Source organism: Streptococcus sp. HF-2466 (genome assembly GCF_015594645.1).
In the GTDB taxonomy this organism is placed as follows: domain Bacteria; phylum Bacillota; class Bacilli; order Lactobacillales; family Streptococcaceae; genus Streptococcus; species Streptococcus anginosus.
Window position 1 is genome coordinate 21,867 of record NZ_JADNQU010000010.1, and the last position, 24,514, is coordinate 46,380.

A 24,514-nucleotide genomic window follows, 5' to 3' on the forward strand; every position below is an offset into this window, starting at 1 on the left:
TTTCTAAAAGGATTCCTCCTTAAGCCTGACTAGCAGCGAATTCTTTTGACAGTATGCTCTGCTTTTTCCAAAAAGCGTAAAAAGTCAGCATAAGCGATATTGAGCGTTGTTGTATTGACAAAAGGATGAAAACCCACGGTCAAGTTCGGATCAACCTCCTCGTCCACAATCAGCTGGACTTTCTTTTCCTTATCAAAAAGCAGCCCAAAGGGTGTAACCGCACCTGGCTCTACCTGTAAAAGCTCCTCCAGCTCCTTATCATTGGCAAATGATAATCGTTTTTCATCAAGGATTTCTGCCAAATGCTTGATATCTGCCGTTTTTTCGTCCCGCAAAATGACCAAATAAAATTGACGTCCCTTTTTATTTTTCAAAAAGAGATTTTTGACCTGTTGCCCCGGTAAGACAATTCCTTTTTCAGCCGCCTCAATAACGGAAGAAATTGGTTCATGATCCAGACGATTATAAGAAATTTTCAATTCATCCAACAGCTGATAAATCATACTTTCCTTTGTCATCTTCACACCTCCGAGATAAAATTTCCTATTTTCATTATAGCATTTCTAGTTAGAAAAACCGAAGCAAAGCAAGCCTCGGTTCTTCTTGATAGTTACTATTTCAAATTTTTCACAACTTCTACGACATGAGCAACGGTGAAACCATATTCTTCCATTACCTTAGCAGCTGGAGCAGAAGCACCGAATTTGTCAATACCGATAACAGCTCCGTCAAGTCCGACATATTTGTACCAAGACTGGGTTGCAGCCATTTCGATAGCAACACGGCGACGAACTGCATTTGGTAAAATTTCTTCTTTGTAAGCAGCGTCTTGTGCATCAAAGATGTCTGTTGACGGTACGCTGACAACACGAACCTTTTCTCCTTGTACTTCCAACTCTTTAGCAGTTGCAACAGCTAAGTTAACTTCAGAACCAGATGCCAGAAGAATTGTATCAAAACCATTTGCTGTTTCATATACAACATAAGCTCCTTTCGCCACCTTGTCAAAGTCAGTTCCAGCTTCAACTGTCAAGTTTTGACGGGTGAGAACAAGAGCTGTCGGGGTTGATTGACTCTTGAGTGCCAAGTACCAAGCCGCCTGTGTTTCACGCGCATCTGCTGGACGCAAAACATTGAGGTTTGGAATGGCACGAAGTCCTGCTAAATGCTCAATCGGCTCATGAGTTGGACCGTCTTCACCAACTGCGATTGAGTCATGTGTAAAGACATAGGTCACAGGCAAACCTTGCAGAGCTGACAAGCGAACAGCCGCTTTAACATAGTCTGAGAAGACAAAGAACGTACCGCCATAAACACGAAGTCCCCCGTGAAGCGCCATACCATTCAAAATAGTTCCCATAGCAAATTCACGCACACCGAATTGAATATTGCGGTTAAGACGGTGGGCATCATCTTGCAAACCGTCTTCTTTGATATAAGTCATATTAGAATGAGCAAGGTCAGCAGAGCCACCAAGGAAAGTTGGGAGAACTTTTGCAGCAGCATTTAAAGCATCTTGGCTAGAATTACGAGTGGCTTGTGAGAAACCTGTTTCTACTACTGGGAAATCTTCTGGCTGAATCTCAACTGGGTCTTGTCCCGCAATAATGGCAGCAACTTCATCAGCTAAATCAGGATAGGCTTGTTTGTATTCTTCAACGAGTTTTGCCCAAGCATCATAAGCAGCTTTGCCGCGTTCTGCAACATTAACCCGATAATCTTCGTACACCTCTTCTGGAATTTCAAATGGTGCGTAATCCCAAGAAAGAGCTTTGCGAGTAGCGGCTGCTTCTTCTGCACCAAGAGGTGCTCCATGAACAGCATTTGTCCCTTGTTTATTTGGTGAGCCATAACCAATGACCGTTTTGACTTCAATCAAGGAAGGTTTGCCAGAAATTTTTGCAGCTTCAATCGCCGCATTGATCGCTTCTAAGTCTGTTCCATCTTTAACCAAAGCTGTGTGCCAACCGTAAGCATTGTAACGGTCACGAACACTTTCTGTAAAGGAATCTTTCGTTTCTCCGTCCAAATTGATGTCGTTTGAATCATAAAGAACGATGAGCTTATCTAGCTTTTGCAGTCCAGCATAAGAAGCCGCTTCAGCAGACACACCTTCCATTAAGTCCCCGTCACCACAGATGACATAGGTATAGTGGTCAAAGATAGTATAGCCTTCACGGTTGTACTTAGCAGCTAGGAAACGTTCTGCTTGCGCAAAACCAGTTGCCATCGAAATTCCTTGACCAAGGGGTCCAGTTGTCGCATCTACACCAGCCGTGTGTCCAAATTCTGGATGTCCAGGCGTCTTAGAACCCCATTGACGGAAGTTCTTGATTTCGTCCATTGTGACATCTTGAAAACCAGACAAGTGAAGAAGTGCATAGAGCAGCATAGAGCCGTGGCCTGCTGATAATACAAAACGATCGCGATTGACCCAATTTGGTACTTCTGGATTCACACGCATTTGCTTGGTAAACAAGTCATAAGCCATCGGAGCTGCGCCCATGACAACACCTGGGTGACCAGATTTTGATTTTTCAATAGCATCAATTCCCAAAAAACGAATGGCATTGACAGATAAATTTGACATTGAATTCTCCTTTTATAATACTACCCTTTCAGTAGCAATTATTCTACACTATCATTATATGAAAATTATCCGCATATCGCAATGTATACGGATAATTCCCACTTAATTTTTTATAGTAAAGCCTTAAATTGAATATTTGAATCGTGCTCGAAGCAATCATCAAAACCACGTGGATGGTGGTATTCAATTCTGTCTTTGTCTTGCGGATAAGTGTATTTACCGCCAACTTCCCAAATGAATGGATGGAATTGATATTGCAAGCGCTCTTTGCGCATTTTCCAGAGGGCAAGAATCTCATCTGTTGAAGCCATGAAATTAGACCAGATGTCGTAGTGAACTGGAATAATGACTTTGGCACGCAGATTTTCAGCCATACGAAGCAAATCAATCGAAGTCATCTTGTCTTGAATACCGATTGGGTTGTCACCGTAGTTGTTAATCGCTACATCAATATTGAAATCTTTTCCATGTTTGGCAAAATAGTTTGAGAAGTGAGAATCTGCGCCATGATAAATCGTACCGCCCGGCGTTTCAAAGACGTAGTTGACTGCCTTACGCGCCATTTCTTCGTCAGTTACAGCAAGCCCTTTCAGCTCACCGTCTCGAGCATCCGCACCGTCAACTGGAAGTGTCACTAAGCAGGTTCGGTCAAAGGATTCCACAGCTGTAACCTTTATATCTTTAAACTCAAAGCTTTCACCCGGTTTGATAATCATAATGCGTTCTTCTGGAACACCCCATTTTTTCCAAATTTCGCCACATTCGTAAGGACCGACAAATTTCACATGATTTAATTTTGGATTATTGACGATAGCTGCAGCAGTATTGATGTCAATATGGTCGCTGTGGAAATGCGATACCAGATAATAGTCCAGTTCATTAATCGCAAATGGGTCAATCACCATTGGTTGCACACGGAGATTTGGCTGCAATTTACGGACGCCTGCCATATTTGCCATTTGATGTCCCCGCACCATATCTTTGACCTTTTTAGTTGATTTTCCGCGGTTAGACCAAAGATCCATAACAACATTAGCTCCGCCTGGCGTCTTAATCCAGACACCACAGTTGCCTAGCCACCACATAGCAAAGTTGCCTTCTGGCACAACTTCTTCTTCAATTTCTTCATTGAGCCAGGTTCCCCATTCTGGGAAAGTGGATAAAATCCAAGATTCTCTTGTAATTTCTTTTACATTTGGCATGATTGTTCCTCCTCAAGATAATGTTATATTTCTATCTTTAGTATAATCTGCTCTAAGAGAGAAAAAAAGACCAAATAAAACACAAGGCTGTGTTCAAGATTGGACTATTTTTAGTACTTAAAAAAGCCGGGAATTCTATCCCTAGCTAGTCATCCATTCTTTCATTCTTCCGTTGAAGTTGATAATAATTCTTCGTTGACAAGTTTTTGAATTTTATTTTTCAGCTCTTGTGTCCGAGCTGAATCTTTGATGTAAGACGCTAAGAGGTGCTCTAACTCTTGACTAAATCGTACTCCTTTAGTTGAAAGAGTTTGATCTTTGACAAAAGAAGTAATATTTAATACATCTTCATAATCCAAAATAGGCTGAACTTGTATCGTTGGCAGAGTGGTTTCCAACCCGTCATTTGTCGTAATCAATAAATCCACATCTAAAATATCTTCGACGCTTTTGAATTGCTCTGTCGTAAAAACAGCGCCTAAATTTTCATTTGGCAAATGATACAAGCACTGTTTGAGTAGCAATTTCTGCACAGCGACTCCCTCATCACACACTAAATAAATTCGTTTGGCATCTTGTTTTTCAGCATGATTGTGCTTTAAAAATCCACCCATGTGTAAGGCAAGGTAAGCAACTTCATCATCGGTTAGTGAAATGAGCCATGCTTCCTCCAAAATCACAGAGCAAGACTTGGTGACTGCAAACAACTCCGCATATTTTTCCTTGATTTGTCTCGTCAGCGGATTTTTAGACAAAATGCCGTAAGTTTTACGAAATAATAGAGCCTTGCAATGTGTCAAGAGATTTCGCAACAAATCTTCTTTATTTTCAATTTCAAAGTGCGAACTAACTTCAAAACGCCAGATAAACTCATCAATCGCTTCTTTTAATTGGACAAAATCTTGACTGGTTGCATGAATATCCCTGTCCTTTCGGTAAGAAAGCAACAGAACGGCTAAGAGAGAAATCTCAATGTCATTTAATTGCAAGCCAAATGTTACATGTAAATTGCTATTCAAATGCTTAGCAGCTTGGTATTCTATCCGCTTGCGAATCAAAGTAAACTCACGCTTCAAGTCTTCCTGTTCTTCCTCATTTAAAGCCATATTGCGACAGCTCAACAGCAGATAGGGCAAAACTTGCAGCATGAATTTGATTTCATGGCGATTGATTTTCTTGCCTAAATCCTGCTCCACATCTTGCACTCTTTGATTGAGAAAATCCTGTAAATCATCGGACAGAAGAATTTCTTCACCGACAAAGTTTTTTATCTTCTCCGTTAAAATCGTTACAAAACTATGGTTTCCCTCTGCAAAAATGTGGTACAAAAGAGAATGAACATATTGGATTTTATTGAGCGGATGACATTTTAAAAAATATCCTTGCGCTTTCGTGGAAGTGAGATTAACTTGATACTGCTCCGAAGCTAGCTGATTGCGGATTTCATTCAAATCATTGAGAACCGTATTCCGAGATACCTCTGTCAATTCCATCAGTTTTTCAATAGTCACACGCTCCTTAGCAATACAGATATAAAGCACAGTCAGCTGCATGCGCTCGGTCATGCTCATGACATAACTATAAGAATCGACTCCTTCCAGCAAGGATTGGCATAATTCCTTTTGCTGTGCAGTTAAGACAATCCCTACTCTCGGACTACTGCTAATCACCTCACCAGCCTCTGCTAAGGCATCATTGATTTTTTCTAAATGATAATAAATTTTCCTCCGCGATTGATTCGTCGCCCGTGAAATGGTCATAATCGTTTCTGGCTCTTCCAACTGAATGAGGTATCTTAGTAAGTCACAACTTGTTTGATCCAATAATATCATCATTTACTCCTTGAAAGGGATTGCAAACCATTATAACATTTTTCACATATCATTCACATGAGACTGAAAAAATTTATTCGTTATTTTGGTCATTTTTAGCGCTTTTTCATAGCAAAATGAGAAAAGCAAGGCGAGGAACCAACATCATGACTATTCTCAATCATGGTAGTCGTCCTCCTCCTTGATTTTTCATAATTACTTTTTCTGTCCGTAGTAAGCGTTCTTTCCGTGTTTCCGCAAGTAATGCTTATCTTTGAGATCTTGCGGTACTTCTGCAACAGTTGGATTGATAGCTTCCGTATAGCGTGCCATACGAGCAGCTTCTTCAAGGACAACTGCATTATAAACAGCAGACTTTTCGTCCTTGCCCCAAGCAAATGGTCCATGGTTGCGGACAGTCACACCCGCTACTGCGAGCGGATCTAAGCCACGCTTGGCAAATTCTTCAACAATGACTTTACCAGTTTCTTTTTCATACTCGCCATTGATTTCTTCAGTTGTCAAAGCACGAGCGCAAGGAATAGCACCGTAGAAAGTGTCAGCATGCGTCGTACCATAACAAGGAATATCGCGACCCGCCTGCGCCCAAGCCACGCCTTCTGTCGAGTGCGTATGAACAATGCCACCCACTTCTGGAAATGCTTTGTACAACTCAATATGCGTCGGCAAATCTGATGACGGATTGAGATCACCTTCGACAATATTGCCATCCAAATCTGTCACAACCATATTTTCTGGAGATAGATTTTCATACGCCACACCGGAAGGTTTAATGGCAATCAAGCCCTTTTCGCGGTCAATCGCCGAGACATTGCCCCAGGTAAATTTCACCAAACCATGCTCTGGAAGTTCCATATTGGCTTTATAGACACGTTCTCGTAATTCTGGTACTAACATTTCATAACCCCGCTTTCTCAATGAGTGGATAAAGGAAATCTTGCGCTTCTTTGATAGCAGCTTTGGTTTCTTCCACCGTTTCACAATTTTCAGACCACATTTCAATCAAAAACGGACCTTGGTAATTGGTTTTCTTCAAAACGGCAAACATTTCTTCCCAATTGACACAGCCTTCACCAAAAGGTACATCGCGAAATTGCCCTTTAGAATGCTCTGTCACGGCATAGGTATCTTTTAAGTGCAGCGCAGCAATTGCCTGATGACCAAGGTAAAATTCACTCCAGAGGTCATTATGCCAAGCAGAAACATTGCCTGTATCTGGATAGGCAAAGAGATAAGGTGAATTGATTCCTTTTGCCACAGCCAGATATTTTTCAATGCTGTTGATAAATGGGTCATCCATAATTTCAATTGCCAGCATGACCTGCGCCTGCTCAGCCCAATCACATGCTCGTCGTAGATTTTTTAAAAAACGGGCGCGTGTTTCGGGTGATTTTTCTTCATAATAAACATCATAGCCGGCTAATTGAATGACCCGCACGCCTAAATCCTGTGCTAATTCGATACATTGTTTCATCGTTTCAAGCGATTTGGCTTCTAGCTCAGGATCATTTGAGCCCAAAGGATAGCGCCGATGACCGCTAAAGCAAATGCTTGGAATCCGCACACCTGTATCATAGATGGCTTTGATAAGTTCTAGACGTTCTTCTTTGGACCAAGTGAGACGTGCCAGCCGAGCATCGCTTTCATCAACCGACATTTCCACAAAGTCAAATCCCATTTCCTTAGCAAATTCTAACCGTTCCCGCCAAGAAAAATGCTTCGGCGTCGCCTTTTCATAAATTCCAATCGAACGTGCCATGACTTACCCCCAGATTCGTTTGATTTCGTCTTTGAAAGCACGCGCAGCTGCTGCTGGATTTTCAGCTTCTGTAATGCCACGTCCAGCAATAAAGGTAAAGACATCCACTCCTTCAAAAAGTTTGAGCGTGTCCACATTCAAACCACCCGTCACAGACACACGGAAGCCCATTTCAATCAATTTCTTAACTTTATTGAGATCTTTTTCACCCCAAGTTTCACCAGCAAGAAGTGCATCGCGTGATTGGTGATAAATAGCCTGTGAAATGCCAGCATCAAGCCAAGTCTGAGCTTGCTCATAAGTCCAGTCTCCGTAAAGTTCAATTTGAATCTCACCTCGCTCGCCACGTTCTTCTTGAATCGCTTTTAGAGCGGCTTTCATAGTTGGAATCGTTGCACAGCAAATGCAGGTCATCCAATCCGCACCGCGTACGGCATTATTTTTAGCAACTGTCCCACCAGCGTCAGCACATTTAGTGTCGGCTACGATGATTTTATCAGGAAATAAACTACGCAGCACTTCTACCAACTCACTGCCTACTTGCAGGAGGCAAACTGTTCCTGCTTCAATAACATCTACTTCATGCCCGACCGACACAGCCGCTTTAATGGCTCCTTGCAAGTCTGAATGATCTAGTGCAACTTGTAAATTTGGAAGACGTTTTGACATAATTTTCTCTCTTTCTATTCTTTTCTAATGGATTGAAACACAACCATTTACTAACTATCTAAATCCAATCCTTCTAAATAAGGACTATCTTTTGATTCATCAATTAAGGCTAAAACTTCTGCTTCTGTTTGACATGCCAGCAAACGGTCAATAGAATTTTCCAATTCAAAGAGGGCAATAATCTGCGGAATGGCAACACTCGTATGAATTTTTGAACTCGTTGCTGCAAGAGCTAACAAGACACTCACGCCTTTCCCGTCTGAGAAAGTTACAGGCTCTTTCAAAGTCACCAAAGAGAAGGCATCTTTTTGTACACCAGCTTCTGGACGAGCATGTGGCATCGCCATACCCGGCATCAAAATATAATAAGGACCATATCCTTCTGTGGATTTGATGATTGCATCATAATATTCAGGCTTAACAGCTCCGCTTTCAATCAAAGGGTCAACAGAAAGTTTGACCGCTTCTTGCCAAGTCGAAGCAGAAAGCCCTAAACGAATGGATTTGTTTTCAATCAATGCTTGCTTTAAATTCATGGCTTCTTCCTTTCGTAGAAAATGGAAACTCAAAACGGATTGGCAAAGAGAAATCTTCTGCTTCTTTAAAAACACAATAGACTTGAGCTTCCCTATGTTTTCAGTTTCACCTATCCTTTTAAGCGAATGAGGCTTGGACAAACGTCCAAAGCCTCTATATCAATTTCTTAAGCGACGAGGCTGAGACAAACCTCTAGCCGCATCATTCCAGTACTTGTGATAGTTTTTCAGTGATTTCTTTGTCATCCATCAGATTATCCAGACCAATCAATTTACCATTTGTCCGTCCATCCAATTCATGAATCAAATGAAGAGAAGCAATGACAATATCATAACCAGAAGCAAGGCTTTTTGCTTCTCCAACACTGCAAGAATTGACGGTAAAATCTGTTTGTCCTAATTTTCGCAGAGCATTTTCTACTTTCATCTTAATCACCATAGATGAGCCCATGCCATTTCCGCACGCTGTTAATACCTTAACCATATTATTTTCCTCCAATATTTAAATCTATTTTTATTCTTCTGCTTGAACATCACCACGATAGTAGGCTTCCTTGTCTTTTGCTTTGGCAAATTGTAGTTGTGGAATAATCAGCAAGAATACACAAACAAGAATGTAACCTACAATGCCAAGATATTTGAAAAGATAGCCAAATCCAAGCCATGGGAATTCAAAGTCAATATTTCCATGGTAACCGCCGTAAGAAGCAAGACCGAGAAGCGCTACACAGAGAGCACCGAGTGCCACTTGCAGCACACCTGAAATAAAGGACAGGATAACCGCTGCTTTCCAGCCACCACGTTTATCCGCATAAACTGCAATCGCTGCATTGTCAAAGAATACTGGAACGAAACCGGTGATAATGAGAATTGGATTCTTAAAGACAATCAAGAGCATAATCGTAATCAATTGACCAATTAAACCAAAAGCAAATCCTGAAAGCACTGCATTTGGTGAACCAAAACCGTAAGAAGCTGCAACGTCCACAGCTGGGAATGAACCAGGAAGCAATTTGTTAGAGATACCTTGGAAGGCATTGGTCAATTCTGCTACGAACATCCGTACACCTTGCATCAAGACAAAGAGATAAACGGAGAAAGTGAAGGCTGTTTGAATGATATACATGTAAAAGTCTTGCTTAGCAGGATTGTAAACTGTACCTGATGTAATGACTTTTGCATTGGACATGATATCTGGACCCAAGATTAAGAGAATGGCTCCAAAGAAAACCAACATCAATGTCGCCGAAGCAACCACTGTATCATGGAAAATAGACAAGAATTTTGGCAACTTCAAATTGTCAAGATTTTCTTCTTTCTTGCCAAATTTGTCTGCAACTTTATCCACAAACCAAATCGCAAATTGTTGTTGGTGACCAATCGCAAAACCGCCACCACCTGTCAGACGTTGTGTTGCTTCTACTGTCATATTAGAGCTGACTGCCCAGTAAAGTCCACAGATGACACCGATTGCCAGCACGCCCCAGCTATTACGCAATTGAGGAACAAGGAGAAGAACCATCAATGAAACGGTTGCTGCTTGTTGCACCATGATATGACCTGTAATGAACAGCGTCCGCACTTTCGTAATTTTCCGAAGAGCAACGAGCAGGATATTGACACCAAAACCAATCAAAAGTGCTGTTGTTGCTGCTCCGACAAAGTTTGGAAATTCTTCTGAAATCTTTGTATTTGCCGCTGTTAGTCCAAAGTATGGGTCAATAACCGCCGCACCAATCTTAAACTTAAAGTTCAAAGCCGCCAAAATCGGACGGAAAGTTGTTACCAAACCTCCAGCACCAACGTTCAACAGCATATAACCAACTGTCGCTTTGATGAAACCGGCATAGACATCATGCGCTGGCTTTTTCAACAGAGCATAGCCAATTAGAACCAAGAGACCTACAAAGAAGGCCGGATTCTGCAAAATGTTTTGCGAGAACCAGTTCAGAATGTTTAAAATGATGTTCATTTTAACTCTCCTTTTTCTATTTTATTTGTTCTTTATAAGCCTATTATAAACCATGTAAGCGGTAACAAAAAGACCAAGAATTACACAAGCAACTGTTCACTCTTGGACTGTGAAAAATATGGGGAATAAAAAAAGAAGCTGAACAGCTTCTACGATTGTTCTACAATCATAGGAAACTGCCCACTTCTCTGGAGAATTATGCTTTTGTAGCTGAATCATCTGTTGCTTCCTCAATGACTAATTCACCATCTTTCAGATCAGCTAAGAGATGTTTCACATCCAAATGATCCAGATGATAATCTGTTACTTTGTCACGGATTTGTTGTTCAATCACACGGCGCAGCGGACGAACACCCATGACTTCATCGTAACCTTCTTCTGCTAGATAAGCTTTTGCGGCATCTGTTACCGTCAGAGTGATGTCTTTCTTAGCAAGCGTTTGGTTGACTTCATCCAGCATCAATTCTACAATTTCAGCCAAGTCTTCCTTACCAAGATGTGAGAATTCAATAACCGCATTGAACCGGTTCAAGAATTCTGGACGGAAGTATGGTTTCAACCGATCCATAATTTTCATATCCTTTTCTTCGTCGCCTGTAAAGCTTTCATAACCAAATCCTGCGTTAGAAGTAGCGATAATAACCGTATTCTTAAAGTTGACAGTATTTCCTTGTCCATCTGTCAAACGACCATCATCTAAGACTTGCAGTAACAGCGTGATGACTTGTGGGTCTGCTTTTTCGATTTCATCTAGCAGAATGATTGAGTAAGGATTGCGACGAACACGTTCTGTCAACGTATTGCTATTGTCATCATATCCCACATAACCAGCTGTTGTACCAATCAGCTTCGACACGGCTGTACGGTCAGAGTATTCAGACATATCCAAACGAATAATCGCATCTTTTGTACCAAACATATCAAGCGCTAATTGCTTAGCTAGCTCTGTTTTTCCGACACCAGTTGGTCCGACAAAGAGGAAGCTACCAATCGGACGATTGCCTTCATCAAAACCTGCACGATTTCTCCGAATAGCACGCGCCACCGCTTCAACTGCTTCATTTTGTCCAATGACTTTTGTTTTCAAGCGCGCATTCATTTCTTTCAAGCGCTCAATATCGCTGCTGCCCATTTGAGAAACAGGAATACCCGTCATGCGCTCTACAGACTCTGCCACATCATTGACAGTTGCTGTCACTTTCATGTCTTCTGTATGATTTTCAATTTTCTTTTCCAGCTCTTCAATGCGCATCTTAGCATTCAAAGCCGTTTCAAAATCTTCTTTTTCAACTGCAGCTTCTTGTTTGGCCTTTTGCTCTGCGATTTCACGTTCCACGGCGTGTACGTCTGTAACAGGGTGTTGAGCTGCCAAGTGAGCTGCTGTCACATCCACTAGGTCAATCGCTTTATCTGGCAAACTGCGTTGCGGAATATATTGAATCGAATAATCCACAGCTGCTTTTAACACTTCATCTGGCAAGATAACATTGTGGTGTTTTTCGTACAAATCACGAATTCCTTGCAAAATCTTATAAGTATCTTCTGCAGACGGAGCATTTACTTTTACTTCATTGAAACGGCGAGCCAAAGCCGCATTTTTCAAAATGGTATTGCGGTATTCATCTTGCGTCGTCGCACCAATCACTGTTAAATCCCCACGAGATAAAGCTGGTTTCAAAATATCTGCTAGACCTTTTGATCCACTATCACCGCCTGTGCTTCCAGCACCAAGGATTTGATGAATTTCATCAAAGAAGAGAATGACATTACCCGCTTCTTTCACTTCAGATACCAGATTTTGAATATTCTCTTCAAAACTGCCGCGATATTGCGTACCTGCTTCTAAGCCAGAAATATCTACAGAAATAATTTCCTTATTTTTAATAGCAGCAGGGACATCGCCGTTGACAATCGCTTGTGCCAAACCTTCGACAACTGCGGTCTTACCAACCCCAGCATCTCCGACTAGCACTGGATTATTCTTCGTCCGACGAGACAGAATTTCTGCTGTTTCCTGAATTTCCTTATTGCGCCCAATAACGGGATCGAGCATATCTTGGCGCGCTTCTTCTGTCAAATTGCGACCCAATTTTGCTAAAATGTCATCTTGCTTTGGAGCACCTGCTTGCCCTTGCATTTGCGGGTTTTGACCCTCTACTGCTTGTTTCGGCAGTTTTCCCGTTGCTCGGTATTGTGCAAATTCTTCTGGTGTTACTTCACGTCCATTGATGAGATAACGTCGATTTTCACTATTAAAACCGCCCATTCTTCCCATCAATTGGTTGAAAAGATCATCCATGTTATCAAAGTTGTTGTAGTTGTTGTTCATATCTGTACCTCACTTGTTATTTTACATAATTTTTGCAACTGCTTAAAATATAAGACAAAGTGAGCAACTCTATCTTTTGGATTTATATTTATAAAAGGCAGTTAATATTTTACATAATTTTAATCCTCTCCCAAAATAGAGATGAAATCCCTTTAACTGAGCGCAGCTAAGAATTTCATCTTGTTTGGATGAGTGTAACGGATTTTATTCCTTTCCGTTTACAAATGTAATTATATACTATAAAAATAAAAAAGTCAATAGATTTTTAGAAAAAATTTACATAATTTTTGTTTTTCTTTTCTGACTGGCTTTACTTTAATATTAGTCTTTCTAGTTTAAAATTTTATATTTTACATAATTTTTTAAAATCAGACTTCTACTTTATCTCAATGGAACAAAAAATCACCAAGTCAACACTTGATGATTCTTCATAGGTATTATTCAACTGTCACAGACTTAGCTAAATTCCGTGGTTTATCTACGTCAAGTCCACGATGCAATGTTGCAAAATAGGCAATCAACTGTGTGGGCACGACCATAGAAATTGGTGACAAATATGGATGAACAGACATTAAAACAATATCGTCTCCTTCTTTTGCTACATTTTCTTCTACAACGGTCAAAACATTTGCACCACGCGCCACCACTTCTGATACATTCCCACGAGTATGACTGGCCAATTGCTCATCGGACGAAATTAAGGCGATTACTGGCGTACCGTCTTCAATCAAGGAAATCGTTCCATGTTTTAACTCTCCCGCAGCAAATCCTTCACACTGGATATAGGAAATTTCTTTTAATTTCAAGCTGGCTTCCATGGCAACATAATAGTCTTGCCCTCGACCAATATAGAAAGCATTGCGTGTTGTAGCAAGCAGATCACGCACTTTTTCGTCAATGCTATCTTTTTCAGATAGCGTCGCCTCAATCGCTTGCGCTACAATGGATAATTCATGCACTAAATCAAACTGCTTCGCTTTTTCATTGCCATTGGCATCTCCAACTGCTTTCGCAAGGAATGCTAGAGTCGCAATTTGTGCTGTGTAAGCTTTTGTAGAAGCAACTGCAATCTCTGGCCCTGCATGAAGTAACATCGTGTGAGTCGCTTCACGAGACAAAGTTGAACCCGGTACATTGGTCACCGTCAAACTTGGAATTCCCATAGCATTGGCTTTGACCAAAACCTGACGGCTGTCGGCTGTTTCGCCAGATTGGCTGATCAAGATAAACATTGGTTTCTTGCTAAGCAATGGCCATCTGTAGCCCCATTCAGAAGAAATCCCCAATTCAACCGGCGTGTCTGTCAATTCTTCTAGCATGCGCTTGGTCGCAAAACCAGCATGGTAAGATGTCCCAGCCGCAAGAATATACAAACGGTCCGCTTCTTGAACAGCTTTGATAATGGCTGGATCTACTGAAACTTGATCATTTTCATCGGTGTAAGCTTGAATGAGTTTGCGCATCACAGTTGGCTGCTCATCAATTTCCTTCAACATGTAGTAAGGATAAGTGCCTTTACCAATGTCAGACAAATCAAGCTCTGCTGTGTAACTTTCACGCTCAACAGGATTGCCATCATAATCTTGCACTTGGACACCGTCTTTTGTCACAATAACCAATTCTTTGTCGTGAATTTCCATAAATTCACTTGTTTCACGGATCATTGCCATAGCATCCGAGCAGACCATATTGTAGCCTTCTCCTAAGCCAACCAAAAGAGGGGATTTATTTTTGGCAACATAAACTGTATCTGCATCTTCAGCATCCATCAAAGCAAAGGCATAAGAGCCTTCAATAATATGAAGAGCTTTTTTGAATGCTTCAAGAACTGATAAATTCTCTTCCTCAACGAATTTTCCAATCAAGTGAACCGCAATTTCTGTATCCGTTTGACCTTTCAAATCATGTCCAGCAAGATAAGTGTTCTTGATGTCTAGGTAATTTTCAATCACACCATTATGCACCAAAACAAAGCGTCCCGTTTGAGAAGTATGCGGATGCGCATTGCTTTCGCTTGGTTTTCCATGCGTTGCCCAACGTGTATGGCCAATACCAGCAGTTCCAGCCACGTCAATCCCGATTTTTGCACGAAGATCAGCTATGCGACCAACTGATTTCACCAAACTAGATGTTTTCCCATTGGTCACAAAAATCCCAGCCGAATCATAACCCCGGTATTCTAATTTTTCTAGACCTTGCATTAAAATATCTGTTGCATTTCGATTTCCAACAACTCCAACGATTCCACACATACTATTATTTATAGCAAACAACTTTCAGAAGTCTGCTATCTCCTCCTTCGTTTTATAAATTGGTATAGTCTAATCCTAGCTATCCAAAACAAGCGAAATCAGTATATAATTTTATTGTGAATTTGTCAACAAGAAAATTGGTATAGTTCAAAAAGAAAGTATAGAGGAAATCAAAAGACTTTTAAACAGCTCATTCTCCTACCTGTACGGTTGATTCAGACATTTTTATTCACATTTTATGTTCCAGGAGCATTAGGTAATCACTTCAACAATCTTTTTTCAAACTAAAAATGAAAGAGAGTGAGACAGACAGCCATGATTGCTGCGCACTCATGGCTGTCTGTCTCAGCTTCTCTTCTTAAATATTATGACTTGTAAATTCCAAGTTTTATTTTTGGTTTTTGAATCGCTCAACATCACGTGCAATAACTAATTCTTCATCTGTAGGAATGACAAGCACTTTCACCTTAGCAGCATCACTTGAGATGATCCCTTCAGCTCCACGTACATTTTTTTCCGGTAAAATATCGCAACCAAACCAAGATAGACCTGAAATAACAGCTTCGCGCACCTCATCAGAATTTTCTCCGATGCCAGCTGTGAAAATAATCGCATCCGCACCATTTAAAACAGCAAAATATTGACCGATATGTTTTTGAATGCGATCAACAAAAATGTCAAAAGCCAGTTTACAATTATGATTACCCTCATGCATTCCTGCAATAATGTCGCGCATATCACTTGATGTTTCAGATACTCCTAGAAGCCCAGACTGTTTGTTTAAAATATAATTGATGTCTTCTGGTGTATTAAAATCTTCTGTATGCTCTATCAAATAAGGAATAATCGCCGGATCAATATCCCCTGTGCGAGTTCCCATCATCACGCCACCTAGCGGAGTAAAGCCCATTGAAGTATCTACAGAAATTCCTTTATCAACCGCTGTAATAGAAGCGCCATTCCCAATATGACAAGTAATTAGCTTCAACTCTTCAAGTGGCTTACCAAGCGTTTTGGCGGCTTCCTTGGCAACATACTGATGACTTGTACCATGAGCGCCATATTTGCGAACCTTGTTCTCCGTATAGTACTTAGTCGGTAATGGATAACGATAGGCTTTTTCTGGCATTGTTGTATGGAAAGATGTATCAAACACAACGACACTTATAATGTCTGGCAACAATTCTTTAAAGGCACGAATTCCTGCTGCATTTGCTTTGTTATGAAGTGGTGCAAGAAGCGCTAATTCTTCTACTTTTTGAATCACTTCTTCGCTATCAACAAGTGCAGATTCTTTAAAGTATTCACCACCTGCAACAACACGATGACCGACACCTGTGATTTCTTCATAGGATTTGATAATACCAAAGCGCATCAAGTCATCTAACAAAATTTTTACAGCTTGCGTATGATCATCAATATCTAAAATTTGCTTTTCTGCACGACCATCAAATTTTACTGTTGAAATGGAGTCCTTGAGACCAATCCGTTCAATCAGCCCTTTGGCAATAACCTTTTCAGCTGGCATTTCGTATAATTGCCATTTTAGACTTGAACTTCCAGCATTGATTGAAATTGTTTTTGACATAAACTACCTCTTTTAAGCGTTTTCATTTATTATATCAAAAACTTGTTTAAATTTCACTTTCTTGGCTCCAATTTTGAAACTTTTCGCTAAATGTCAATAAATCCGCTTGATTCTGCAAATCAGATAAAGCATAAACAAATGGTTTGACAGCTTGTTCATCTTGCTTTTTCAGTACAAAAATTGTTTTAGCGTATGCTGCATTTCCAAAAAGAGACTCTGGTAACGCAATCATTGCAACTATTTGTGCATGCTTTTGTAGCCATTTCTTCAATAAATCACTTTGCGAACTAGTCAATAAATCATTTGGTGCAAGGAAAATAGCATAACCGCCTGATTTGAGATACTTGAGCGATTGTTCCATTAACAAATGATGAGCATAGGTATGATCCTGTGTACTAGCCACTTCATAGCGCGCCGCAATGCTATCATCAGGATAAAAGCCAACTGGTAAATCACTGATAATCACATCGCTTTCTTTCAATACTTGCGGACGCACTGCATCACCTTGCACAAAACTAACTTTTGCATCCATCACATCTGCGATACTGGCTGATATATCAATTAACAGATCGTCCAATTCTAGCCCTAGATAATCCACATTTTTTTGTGTATTATTGAGAATCGTCTCAGCTAAATTCCCCATTCCGCTACCAATTTCCAAAATATCAATGTATCCTTTTTTACTCAATTGGTCAATGAGAAAAGTTAAGATAAACCCGATAGAATCTGGAGTAAATTGATGATTGGCTTGCAAAGGCTCTGTTTGAGCTGCTTTCATCAGCAAAAATTGGTAGGCTCGGCGCCATTCCTCTTTACTTAATTTCAACGCTTTCAGTTTTTCATTGTTCTGCCGAACACTATCTAGTTCAATATCCCCGTCCATATAGCTGCCATTTTGCTCTATCAAAGCATCATAAAAGCTCGTTAAAAGATCATTTTGGATTTCTTGGACATTTTCTAACAAGAGCGTATAGGCCTGTTCAATTTTTTCAAAATTCATAGCATCCTCCGCTCCCTATCATACCAAAATTTAGCTTTTTTTGCGAGTGTACTCTGTTGCACGTACATCATTTATTTATTCAATTTTTTATCCATCTGCTTTTCTTTTTTAGCCGAAAAAGAAAATTGATAACGGCGACCAGTCTTCATTGTTACTGTCAGGATGAGCTCTTTCTCACTCTTTTGGTCTTGGACATACCCTTTATCAAATTCCCTTTGCTTAGAATTTTCGTTGGCTAGAAGAGCCATTGCATAAGCCTGTGTTCGTTCTCGGTTTAGGGTGAAATTTCTATGATTAGCAGTTTGACGATGAAGGTAAAATTGCAAAAGCAAGCTAAAAACTGCCGCCATAAAGAGTGCATAGAGCATAATGCCCGCTTTAACTTTCTGTTTCCACACGATAGATAAACTCCCTTTCCAATCCTCGCCTAAACGTCAGTCTAACATAAATCAGCTCATTTTTCTGTGAGATTTCTGCTTTTTTTACATCATAAACCATCGGCTGGTAACCTTTCCCATTCGCATTGGTTTTTCTGAAATCCTGTCCACTTGACTTTCCAAATGCAATTGCCTTGCCGTCCTGTTTCATATATAAACGATTATTCTCCACCTTTTCAAATGAAGAACGAGCCAACTCTGCTTCTAGTTGATCAGCAAACAAAAGCCATTCTCGTTGTTCACTATGTTGCCGGGCTTGAACTTCAAAAGCCAGAAGACGCGTCATTGACTGAAAAAGCAGCACACTTCCGCTGAGTACAAATAAGGCAATCAGAGCCTCTAAAAGGGTAAAAGCTTTCACTTTATTTGCCTTGAACACCGAGAATCAGCTCCTTCCCATGATAAATTTGAATACCTTGTTGACTTGTTTCAACACGCACTTTAATACCGTTCATTGTCAAATGGCTTTGCTTTGTCTGCAAAGCCATTTTAGCTACCCTTAAAACTTCTTCTTCTCTAAGCAAGTCATTTTCTGCTTTTCGAGACTGGTGAATTTGTCCCAACAACAGGGTCACAATTGTCGCAAAAACAGCCAAAGCCAGCAGCGACTCTAATAAAATCGTTCCTTTAACGTGTTGTTTTCTTAAATTTCCCATTTCCTAGATATAATTGATACGTAATTGTCTGCTTTTTCGTCTGAAAGACAATCTTTCCGAGCGATGAATTGCCACCAGCCTTATCAAAATGAAGCGTCAAATCTTCTGGCGCTTGAATCGAGCGAGGAACTACCAAATGGTTGTAACCATTGGAAATCCTCTCACGAGAAAAATTCATGTCCAGCTGACTTTGAGCTGAGCTACTCAACTTCTGACTTTCCCGATAAAAATGCTCAAACTCCAGAAAGAAAATCTGCTCTTCCACCTGTTCAAAAGAAGAACGAACAGAGCCCGACACCGCAAGCAATAAGAAACTCGTTATAAATAATGTCAGCAAACTTTCCAAAAGCGTAAATCCCTTAATCTGCAACAGAACGAGCTTCTTTTGTATGTTTCGCATAGTAAGCCTTATAAGATGCTGCCTGCTTGTCTGTAATCGTGCCTTCGTTGACTAATTTTGAGAGTGTCGCTTTTTCATTGGTGTGATTGACCTCAAACAGCTCTGCCTGGCTTTCCACAACTTTTACCACCGCTGCATTTCCTTTTTCCGTTACAGCTTCTTTTTGCTTGGTCAAATTCGGTACAAATAAGAGCATCAAAACACTGATGATAAGAAGCACGACTAACATTTCTACTAAAGTAAAACCTTTAACCTTCAAACTTTTTAATTTTTTCATAATTGAACCTCCATATTTTGATAAATTGGCAGCAACATGGCTGCATACAACAATACAATCATTAAAGCCACAAAGACAAACACTAGTGGCTGAATAACATTCATCGCCTGATGAACACGTTTAAAAAATGTCTCCCATGTTTTTTGAGCATAAACTTCTAATTCACGTCCCAATTTGGATTTCACTTCACCGTATTCAATTATCAAGCCTAATTCCTTTTTAAAAAATGGATAATATTTCACTACTTGTGAAAATTCCTGACCATTTTGCAGCGCAACTTCTAAATCTTTTCCAATTTCTTGAAACATAGCAGAGCGTTGCCCTTGCATCATCTGAAAAATCTGACTGAGTTCTAAACCTTGACCAATCATATTTCCCCATTCTCTCGCATAATAAGCTGTCAAATAGGTTTGAATAAAAGTGCCAAAAAAAGGAAGTCGAGCCAACAAACCAAATGTTGTTATTTTTGAGCTTTTTTGAAACCAATAAAAACCTATCGCTAACAAAACAAAGACTACCCCTAATGAACCCAGAAAAAGTTGCGGCAAATTACTGATAATCTGCGTTGCTACATTTTGACGATCGAGTTGCGGGAGTAAATAATTACGTAATCCCAGCATAATGAATATCAAAAAAACAAACAAAATAAAGGGATAAGTCGCCACTTCAACCAACTTTTTCTTAATTTTTGAGACATTTTCCAAGTATTCCTCAATCTTACTCAGACTGAGTGAGAGATTTCCGTGTAATTCTGCCAGCGAAAGTTGTGTTACCACATTATCTGAAAAACCTAAACTAGCCATAATGTCCGAAAAAGGCTTTCCTGTTGACAAACCCTCTTTCATCCTGTCCACATAGACTTCTTCTAACAAGGCACTTCGCTTCAAAAAGTCAATAATTTCTGCCAAATGAAAGCCACTAGAAAAAAGATTATTCAGTAACTCTACGACCTTTTTCTGCTTAACCGTGGATAATTTTTTCCGCTTCTGCTTGTTCAAGATTGATATGTCCTGCTGCATGAAGCTGATCAATCTGCCTATTCCAGTTGCTTGGCTCGTGTTCTTGATACTTTTCACTGACAAAATCCACTATTCCTCCTTTCGCAATTAAACGTTGGTAACAAATCCCTTGCAAGACAATTTTCAGCTCTGTTTCTGTCACTCCCAATTCCAACAACCGTTCATAAACACCTTGTACGCTTTTTGCATGGATAGTTGAAAAGACAGTCACTCCCGTTAAGCTAGCTCGAACAACTGCCCGTGCTGTCTCCGCATCACGAATCTCTCCGATAATCAATAAATCTGGTCGATGCCGAAGAGAAAGTTTAATCAAACTTTCATAAGTCAAACCAATCGCTTCATTCAATTGCAACTGTAACATGCCAGACTGCTTGATTTCAACAGGGTCTTCAATGGACATGATTTGCTGACCAGCAAAGCGCTCTTGGGCGAGTTGGTGCATGAGAGTCGTTTTTCCACTTCCTACCGGTCCCGAAAAAAGATAAAGCCCTCGTTGTTTGAATCGTTCTTTGAGCTCTGGGATTTGAGCAAACCAAAACTTCAACTCTGCCTCTTCATCATGCAATAAACGAATCACCAGACTTTCGTATCCACGATAATCCCCCACTGTTGACAGTCGTAATGACGTTTTCTTATCACCATATTGATAATCACAAGATCCTAGCTGGCTTCTACGTTTTTCGCCGACATTCATCCCAGCGGTAAACTTGAAATGACTAATTACTGCTGCCATCTTTTCAAATGCATACTGTTGGATAAAGCGCCGTTCATCGCCAATTCGCATGTATAGCTCATACATATTTTCCCTTGGAACAAAATAAATGTCCTGAGCCTGCTCTTTTTTAGCTCGACAAATAATATCCTGTGCAATGTTTTGAACCATATCTCCTCCTCACTTTATATTATTCGCAGAAGAAAATAAAAAAATGATGAAAAATCACCATTTTGTAAATTATTTAAACGTTAGAGAGCAAGCACGATGTTCCTCTTCACTATTTTGTTTATTGTAACCCGGCTGCATTTTTTCTTTGGGAATAACAGTATCATTTTCTAACAGAGCGAGAGAATGATACTGCTGAACAGAGTCGCCACATTCCTCGCACCAGCGCAAATCTCCTGCATCCCAAAAAATAGACATCAAATCACTTCGACTTTTATAGAAAGGAAAAGCAGTTGCCAACTTCAGCCATTGGCGTTTATAATATTTTAAAGCAGCATAATAGTTATCAAAATGCTGTACTGATACGATATTAGCTTCCCAGCCGTCGAAAAACCACCAAGGCTCATCTTTGCCATACATTTCAATCACACAATACACCTGCTTCACCTCCCTTTGTTCTGTTTATTATATCGGAAATGCTAAATTTTTTAAACAGATATGCTCTATTATACAAGTTTTTCGCCATTTGCTCAAAAATGTAGAAAAAGTGGCATTATTTTGATTAGTACTTTTTCATTCATCAGATACGAAAACGAGACTTTTTCTAAGCCTCGCTCCCAATTTATTAATACAAATCAAGATAGTTGTCTACTTCCCATTGGGAAACAAAAGTGGCATAGCTTGCCCATTCGATGCGTTTTGCTTCTACAAAACTTGTATAAATATGGTTCCCAAGTGCAGCTTTTACAACTTCATCTTCTGTCAGTGCTTTCACCGCATTATGTAGAGTAGAAGGAAGGTCTGTAATACCCGCTTCTTTGCGCTCTTCTGCTGTCATGACATAGATATTTTCTTCAATCGGAGCAGGTGCTTCAATTTTATTTTCAATCCCATGAAGTCCAACTTCAAGAAGAACAGCCATAGCAATATAAGGATTAGCCATTGGGTCAACAGAGCGCAATTCCAAACGTGTTCCCATACCGCGTGAAGCTGGCACACGAACAAGCGGAGAACGGTTCCGTCCTGCCCAAGCAATATACACAGGAGCTTCATAGCCAGGAACCAAACGTTTGTAAGAATTGACAGTCGGATTCATGATAGCTGTATAATTGTAAGCATGTTTAATCAGACCACCAAGGAAATAATAGGCAGTTTTTGATAATTGCATGCCCTTTGGATCTTCTGGATCAAAGAAAGCATTCTGACCGTCTTGATTAAAGAGCGACATGTTACAGTGCATACCTGAACCAGCAATACCAAATTTTGGTTTTGCCATAAAAGTAGCGTACAAACCATGCTTGCGGGCAATTGTCTTAACAACCAGCTTAAACAACTGAATCTTATCACAGGCACGGAGAACTTCATCGTATTTAAAGTCAATTTCGTGCTGACCGATAGCTACCTCATGGTGACTGGCTTCTACTTCAAATCCCATTGTTGTAAGGACATTAACGATTTCACGGCGAGTATTGTCAGCCAGGTCAGTCGGAGCAAGGTCAAAATAGCCACCCTTATCATTTACCTCAAGAGTTGGATCACCATTCTCATCAAGTTTAAATAAGAAAAATTCTGGCTCAGGACCTAAATTAAAGGATTTGAATCCTAATTCTTCCATGTGACGTAAAGCGCGTTTCAAATTTCCACGCGGATCCCCTTTAAAAGGCGTTCCTTCCGTCGTATAGACATCGCAAATCAGTCCTGCGACACTTCCGTTTTCGTCTCCCCAAGGGAAAACCGTCCATGTATCCAAGTCAGGATAAAGGTACATATCTGACTCATTGATACGCACAAAACCTTCAATGGAAGATCCGTCAAACATTACTTTATTTGACAAAACTTTATTCAGCTGTTCATCGGTCGCTGGAATTTCAACGTTTTTCATTGTTCCCAAAACGTCTGAAAACATCAAACGGATAAAGGTAACATTTTTTTCTTTCACTTCGCGACGAATGTCAGCTACTGTAATTGGCATGAGTATCTCCTTATGAAATTTAAAAAAATTGATATTGGTCAATGCATACGACCAAATGGTGGAAGGGAAGAAGCAAAGCGACCTTGTTGTAAAATGTCTTTATGAAGGGCTCGACGAACGTCTTTCTCACTCACCGGCTTCTTGTATTTCGCTTCGCGCTCGGCATATTTTCGCTTAATCGCAGCAATATTGTAACCTTCTGAAATGTAATCTTTAATCTCCAACAAGCGATCCATATCATTTAATGAATACATGCGGCGATTTCCTTCATTTCGATCAGGCTTGATCAATTCTTGATCTTCATAATAACGAATCTGACGTGCTGTCAAATCCGTCAATTTCATAACGCTACCAATGGGAAAAACAGCCATATTGCGACGAAATTCTTTTTCCTTCATTGCAAATTCCTTTCTCATGCTCTATTATAATCTGAAAAAATTTCTATGTCAAGAACCCATGTTATATTTTCTAACATTATTCTTCGTTTTTTAATTTCAATACTTTCCGCAAGCGATCCACATCAGAATTGACCAGCATGGCAACGAAAACCCCCATGAAAGTCTCAAAGACACGTGCAAATACATACAAAACTGTCTCTCCTGTTGGAATAGATAAAGTAATAATCAGCATGGCAGAGACACCACCAATCACTCCCGCTTTGTTGTTCATAGCAACATTTGTCATAATCGTTAACATCGTACAAATAGGAACGACCAGTAAGGTCACCCAAAACTGCTCATGAAACAGGTTATTGATGAGAAAGAAGAGCAAGGCATACAAACCACCAATGCTATTTCCTAAAATACGAGAGGTTCCAAAATGGACGCTCTTATCAAAATCTTCACGCAAACTGAAAACAGCTGTCAGAGCACCGATCTGCAATCCTTTCCAACCAAAAAGCCCAAAGATAAGAAGAACAATAAAAACCGCGACCCCCGTTTTAAAGGTTCGCATTCCTAATTTAAATTTCGACTTATCAAACTTATACTTTTTAAAATAACCCATTCACGCATTTCCTTTTACCTTTATTCTAACATATTTTAGAGAAAAGATAATAATGATTACAAGAAATGAAAACAATTTCTTTTCATTCTAAAAAGTTGAAGCTTGTGCCACAAATCCTAACTGCAACCTTAAAGTACTG

At 40.1% G+C, this 24,514-nt stretch carries 25 protein-coding genes; all 25 read right to left on the reverse strand.

Going from position 1 to position 24,514, the window contains the following annotated elements:
* Positions 1-29 precede the first annotated feature (29 nt).
* Positions 30-518, reverse strand: a complete 489-nt coding sequence (locus IYQ91_RS08020) for a prolyl-tRNA synthetase associated domain-containing protein (protein WP_003026974.1) — start codon at positions 516-518, stop codon at positions 30-32.
* Between the two features lie 95 nt (positions 519-613).
* Positions 614-2,590, reverse strand: coding sequence for a transketolase (gene tkt / locus IYQ91_RS08025; RefSeq protein ID WP_195673555.1), 1,977 nt, complete (start codon positions 2,588-2,590; stop codon positions 614-616).
* A gap of 110 nt (positions 2,591-2,700) precedes the next feature.
* Entirely contained in the window at positions 2,701-3,792 is a 1,092-nt protein-coding gene (gene ulaG / locus IYQ91_RS08030) for an L-ascorbate 6-phosphate lactonase (RefSeq protein WP_195673556.1), read from the reverse strand.
* 161 nt (positions 3,793-3,953) lie between these two features.
* The gene (locus IYQ91_RS08035) at positions 3,954-5,624 is read right to left on the reverse strand and encodes a BglG family transcription antiterminator (protein ID WP_195673577.1); all 1,671 of its coding nucleotides are present in this window, start codon (positions 5,622-5,624) and stop codon (positions 3,954-3,956) included.
* A gap of 195 nt (positions 5,625-5,819) precedes the next feature.
* On the reverse strand, positions 5,820-6,521 hold the full coding sequence (locus IYQ91_RS08040; RefSeq protein WP_195673557.1) for an L-ribulose-5-phosphate 4-epimerase: 702 nt from the start codon (positions 6,519-6,521) through the stop codon (positions 5,820-5,822).
* A gap of 1 nt (position 6,522) precedes the next feature.
* Positions 6,523-7,383, reverse strand: a complete 861-nt coding sequence (locus IYQ91_RS08045) for an L-ribulose-5-phosphate 3-epimerase (protein WP_039677615.1) — start codon at positions 7,381-7,383, stop codon at positions 6,523-6,525.
* A 3-nt stretch (positions 7,384-7,386) separates the two neighbouring features.
* Complete coding sequence (locus tag IYQ91_RS08050) at positions 7,387-8,052, reverse strand: 3-keto-L-gulonate-6-phosphate decarboxylase UlaD (protein WP_049513200.1); 666 nt, start codon at positions 8,050-8,052, stop codon at positions 7,387-7,389.
* A gap of 50 nt (positions 8,053-8,102) precedes the next feature.
* Complete coding sequence (locus IYQ91_RS08055; RefSeq protein ID WP_022525964.1) at positions 8,103-8,588, reverse strand: PTS sugar transporter subunit IIA; 486 nt, start codon at positions 8,586-8,588, stop codon at positions 8,103-8,105.
* Between the two features lie 202 nt (positions 8,589-8,790).
* Complete coding sequence (locus IYQ91_RS08060) at positions 8,791-9,072, reverse strand: PTS sugar transporter subunit IIB (RefSeq protein ID WP_003032305.1); 282 nt, start codon at positions 9,070-9,072, stop codon at positions 8,791-8,793.
* 30 nt (positions 9,073-9,102) lie between these two features.
* Complete coding sequence (locus IYQ91_RS08065; RefSeq protein WP_195673558.1) at positions 9,103-10,560, reverse strand: PTS ascorbate transporter subunit IIC; 1,458 nt, start codon at positions 10,558-10,560, stop codon at positions 9,103-9,105.
* A 196-nt stretch (positions 10,561-10,756) separates the two neighbouring features.
* Complete coding sequence (locus IYQ91_RS08070) at positions 10,757-12,889, reverse strand: ATP-dependent Clp protease ATP-binding subunit (protein ID WP_195673559.1); 2,133 nt, start codon at positions 12,887-12,889, stop codon at positions 10,757-10,759.
* 437 nt (positions 12,890-13,326) lie between these two features.
* Complete coding sequence (glmS, locus tag IYQ91_RS08075; protein ID WP_195673560.1) at positions 13,327-15,141, reverse strand: glutamine--fructose-6-phosphate transaminase (isomerizing); 1,815 nt, start codon at positions 15,139-15,141, stop codon at positions 13,327-13,329.
* A 388-nt stretch (positions 15,142-15,529) separates the two neighbouring features.
* A complete protein-coding gene (locus IYQ91_RS08080; RefSeq protein ID WP_022525968.1) occupies positions 15,530-16,729 on the reverse strand; it encodes an acetate kinase in 1,200 nt (399 codons plus the stop codon).
* A 46-nt stretch (positions 16,730-16,775) separates the two neighbouring features.
* Positions 16,776-17,729, reverse strand: a complete 954-nt coding sequence (locus tag IYQ91_RS08085) for a class I SAM-dependent methyltransferase (protein WP_195673561.1) — start codon at positions 17,727-17,729, stop codon at positions 16,776-16,778.
* A gap of 71 nt (positions 17,730-17,800) precedes the next feature.
* On the reverse strand, positions 17,801-18,127 hold the full coding sequence (gene comGG, locus IYQ91_RS08090) for a competence type IV pilus minor pilin ComGG (protein ID WP_022525970.1): 327 nt from the start codon (positions 18,125-18,127) through the stop codon (positions 17,801-17,803).
* Positions 18,108-18,545 (reverse strand): competence type IV pilus minor pilin ComGF, encoded by a 438-nt coding sequence (gene comGF / locus IYQ91_RS08095; protein WP_195673562.1) that lies wholly within the window; start codon positions 18,543-18,545, stop codon positions 18,108-18,110. The genes comGG and comGF overlap by 20 nt, the downstream gene beginning before the upstream one ends.
* Positions 18,529-18,822 (reverse strand): competence type IV pilus minor pilin ComGE, encoded by a 294-nt coding sequence (gene comGE / locus IYQ91_RS08100; RefSeq protein ID WP_195673563.1) that lies wholly within the window; start codon positions 18,820-18,822, stop codon positions 18,529-18,531. The genes comGF and comGE overlap by 17 nt, the downstream gene beginning before the upstream one ends.
* Positions 18,794-19,222, reverse strand: a complete 429-nt coding sequence (comGD, locus tag IYQ91_RS08105; protein ID WP_024053128.1) for a competence type IV pilus minor pilin ComGD — start codon at positions 19,220-19,222, stop codon at positions 18,794-18,796. The genes comGE and comGD overlap by 29 nt, the downstream gene beginning before the upstream one ends.
* Positions 19,182-19,499, reverse strand: a complete 318-nt coding sequence (gene comGC, locus IYQ91_RS08110; protein ID WP_003028473.1) for a competence type IV pilus major pilin ComGC — start codon at positions 19,497-19,499, stop codon at positions 19,182-19,184. Before comGC ends, comGD begins: the two co-directional genes overlap by 41 nt.
* On the reverse strand, positions 19,496-20,518 hold the full coding sequence (gene comGB, locus IYQ91_RS08115) for a competence type IV pilus assembly protein ComGB (RefSeq protein ID WP_195673578.1): 1,023 nt from the start codon (positions 20,516-20,518) through the stop codon (positions 19,496-19,498). Before comGB ends, comGC begins: the two co-directional genes overlap by 4 nt.
* Positions 20,460-21,401, reverse strand: coding sequence for a competence type IV pilus ATPase ComGA (comGA, locus tag IYQ91_RS08120; RefSeq protein ID WP_195673564.1), 942 nt, complete (start codon positions 21,399-21,401; stop codon positions 20,460-20,462). Before comGA ends, comGB begins: the two co-directional genes overlap by 59 nt.
* 69 nt (positions 21,402-21,470) lie before the next feature.
* Entirely contained in the window at positions 21,471-21,836 is a 366-nt protein-coding gene (locus IYQ91_RS08125) for a DUF1033 family protein (RefSeq protein ID WP_195673565.1), read from the reverse strand.
* 187 nt (positions 21,837-22,023) lie between these two features.
* Complete coding sequence (glnA, locus tag IYQ91_RS08130; protein ID WP_106079126.1) at positions 22,024-23,370, reverse strand: type I glutamate--ammonia ligase; 1,347 nt, start codon at positions 23,368-23,370, stop codon at positions 22,024-22,026.
* A gap of 38 nt (positions 23,371-23,408) precedes the next feature.
* A complete protein-coding gene (locus IYQ91_RS08135) occupies positions 23,409-23,768 on the reverse strand; it encodes a MerR family transcriptional regulator (RefSeq protein ID WP_003028467.1) in 360 nt (119 codons plus the stop codon).
* A gap of 76 nt (positions 23,769-23,844) precedes the next feature.
* Positions 23,845-24,375, reverse strand: coding sequence for an FUSC family protein (locus tag IYQ91_RS08140; RefSeq protein WP_003032280.1), 531 nt, complete (start codon positions 24,373-24,375; stop codon positions 23,845-23,847).
* Positions 24,376-24,514 lie beyond the last annotated feature (139 nt).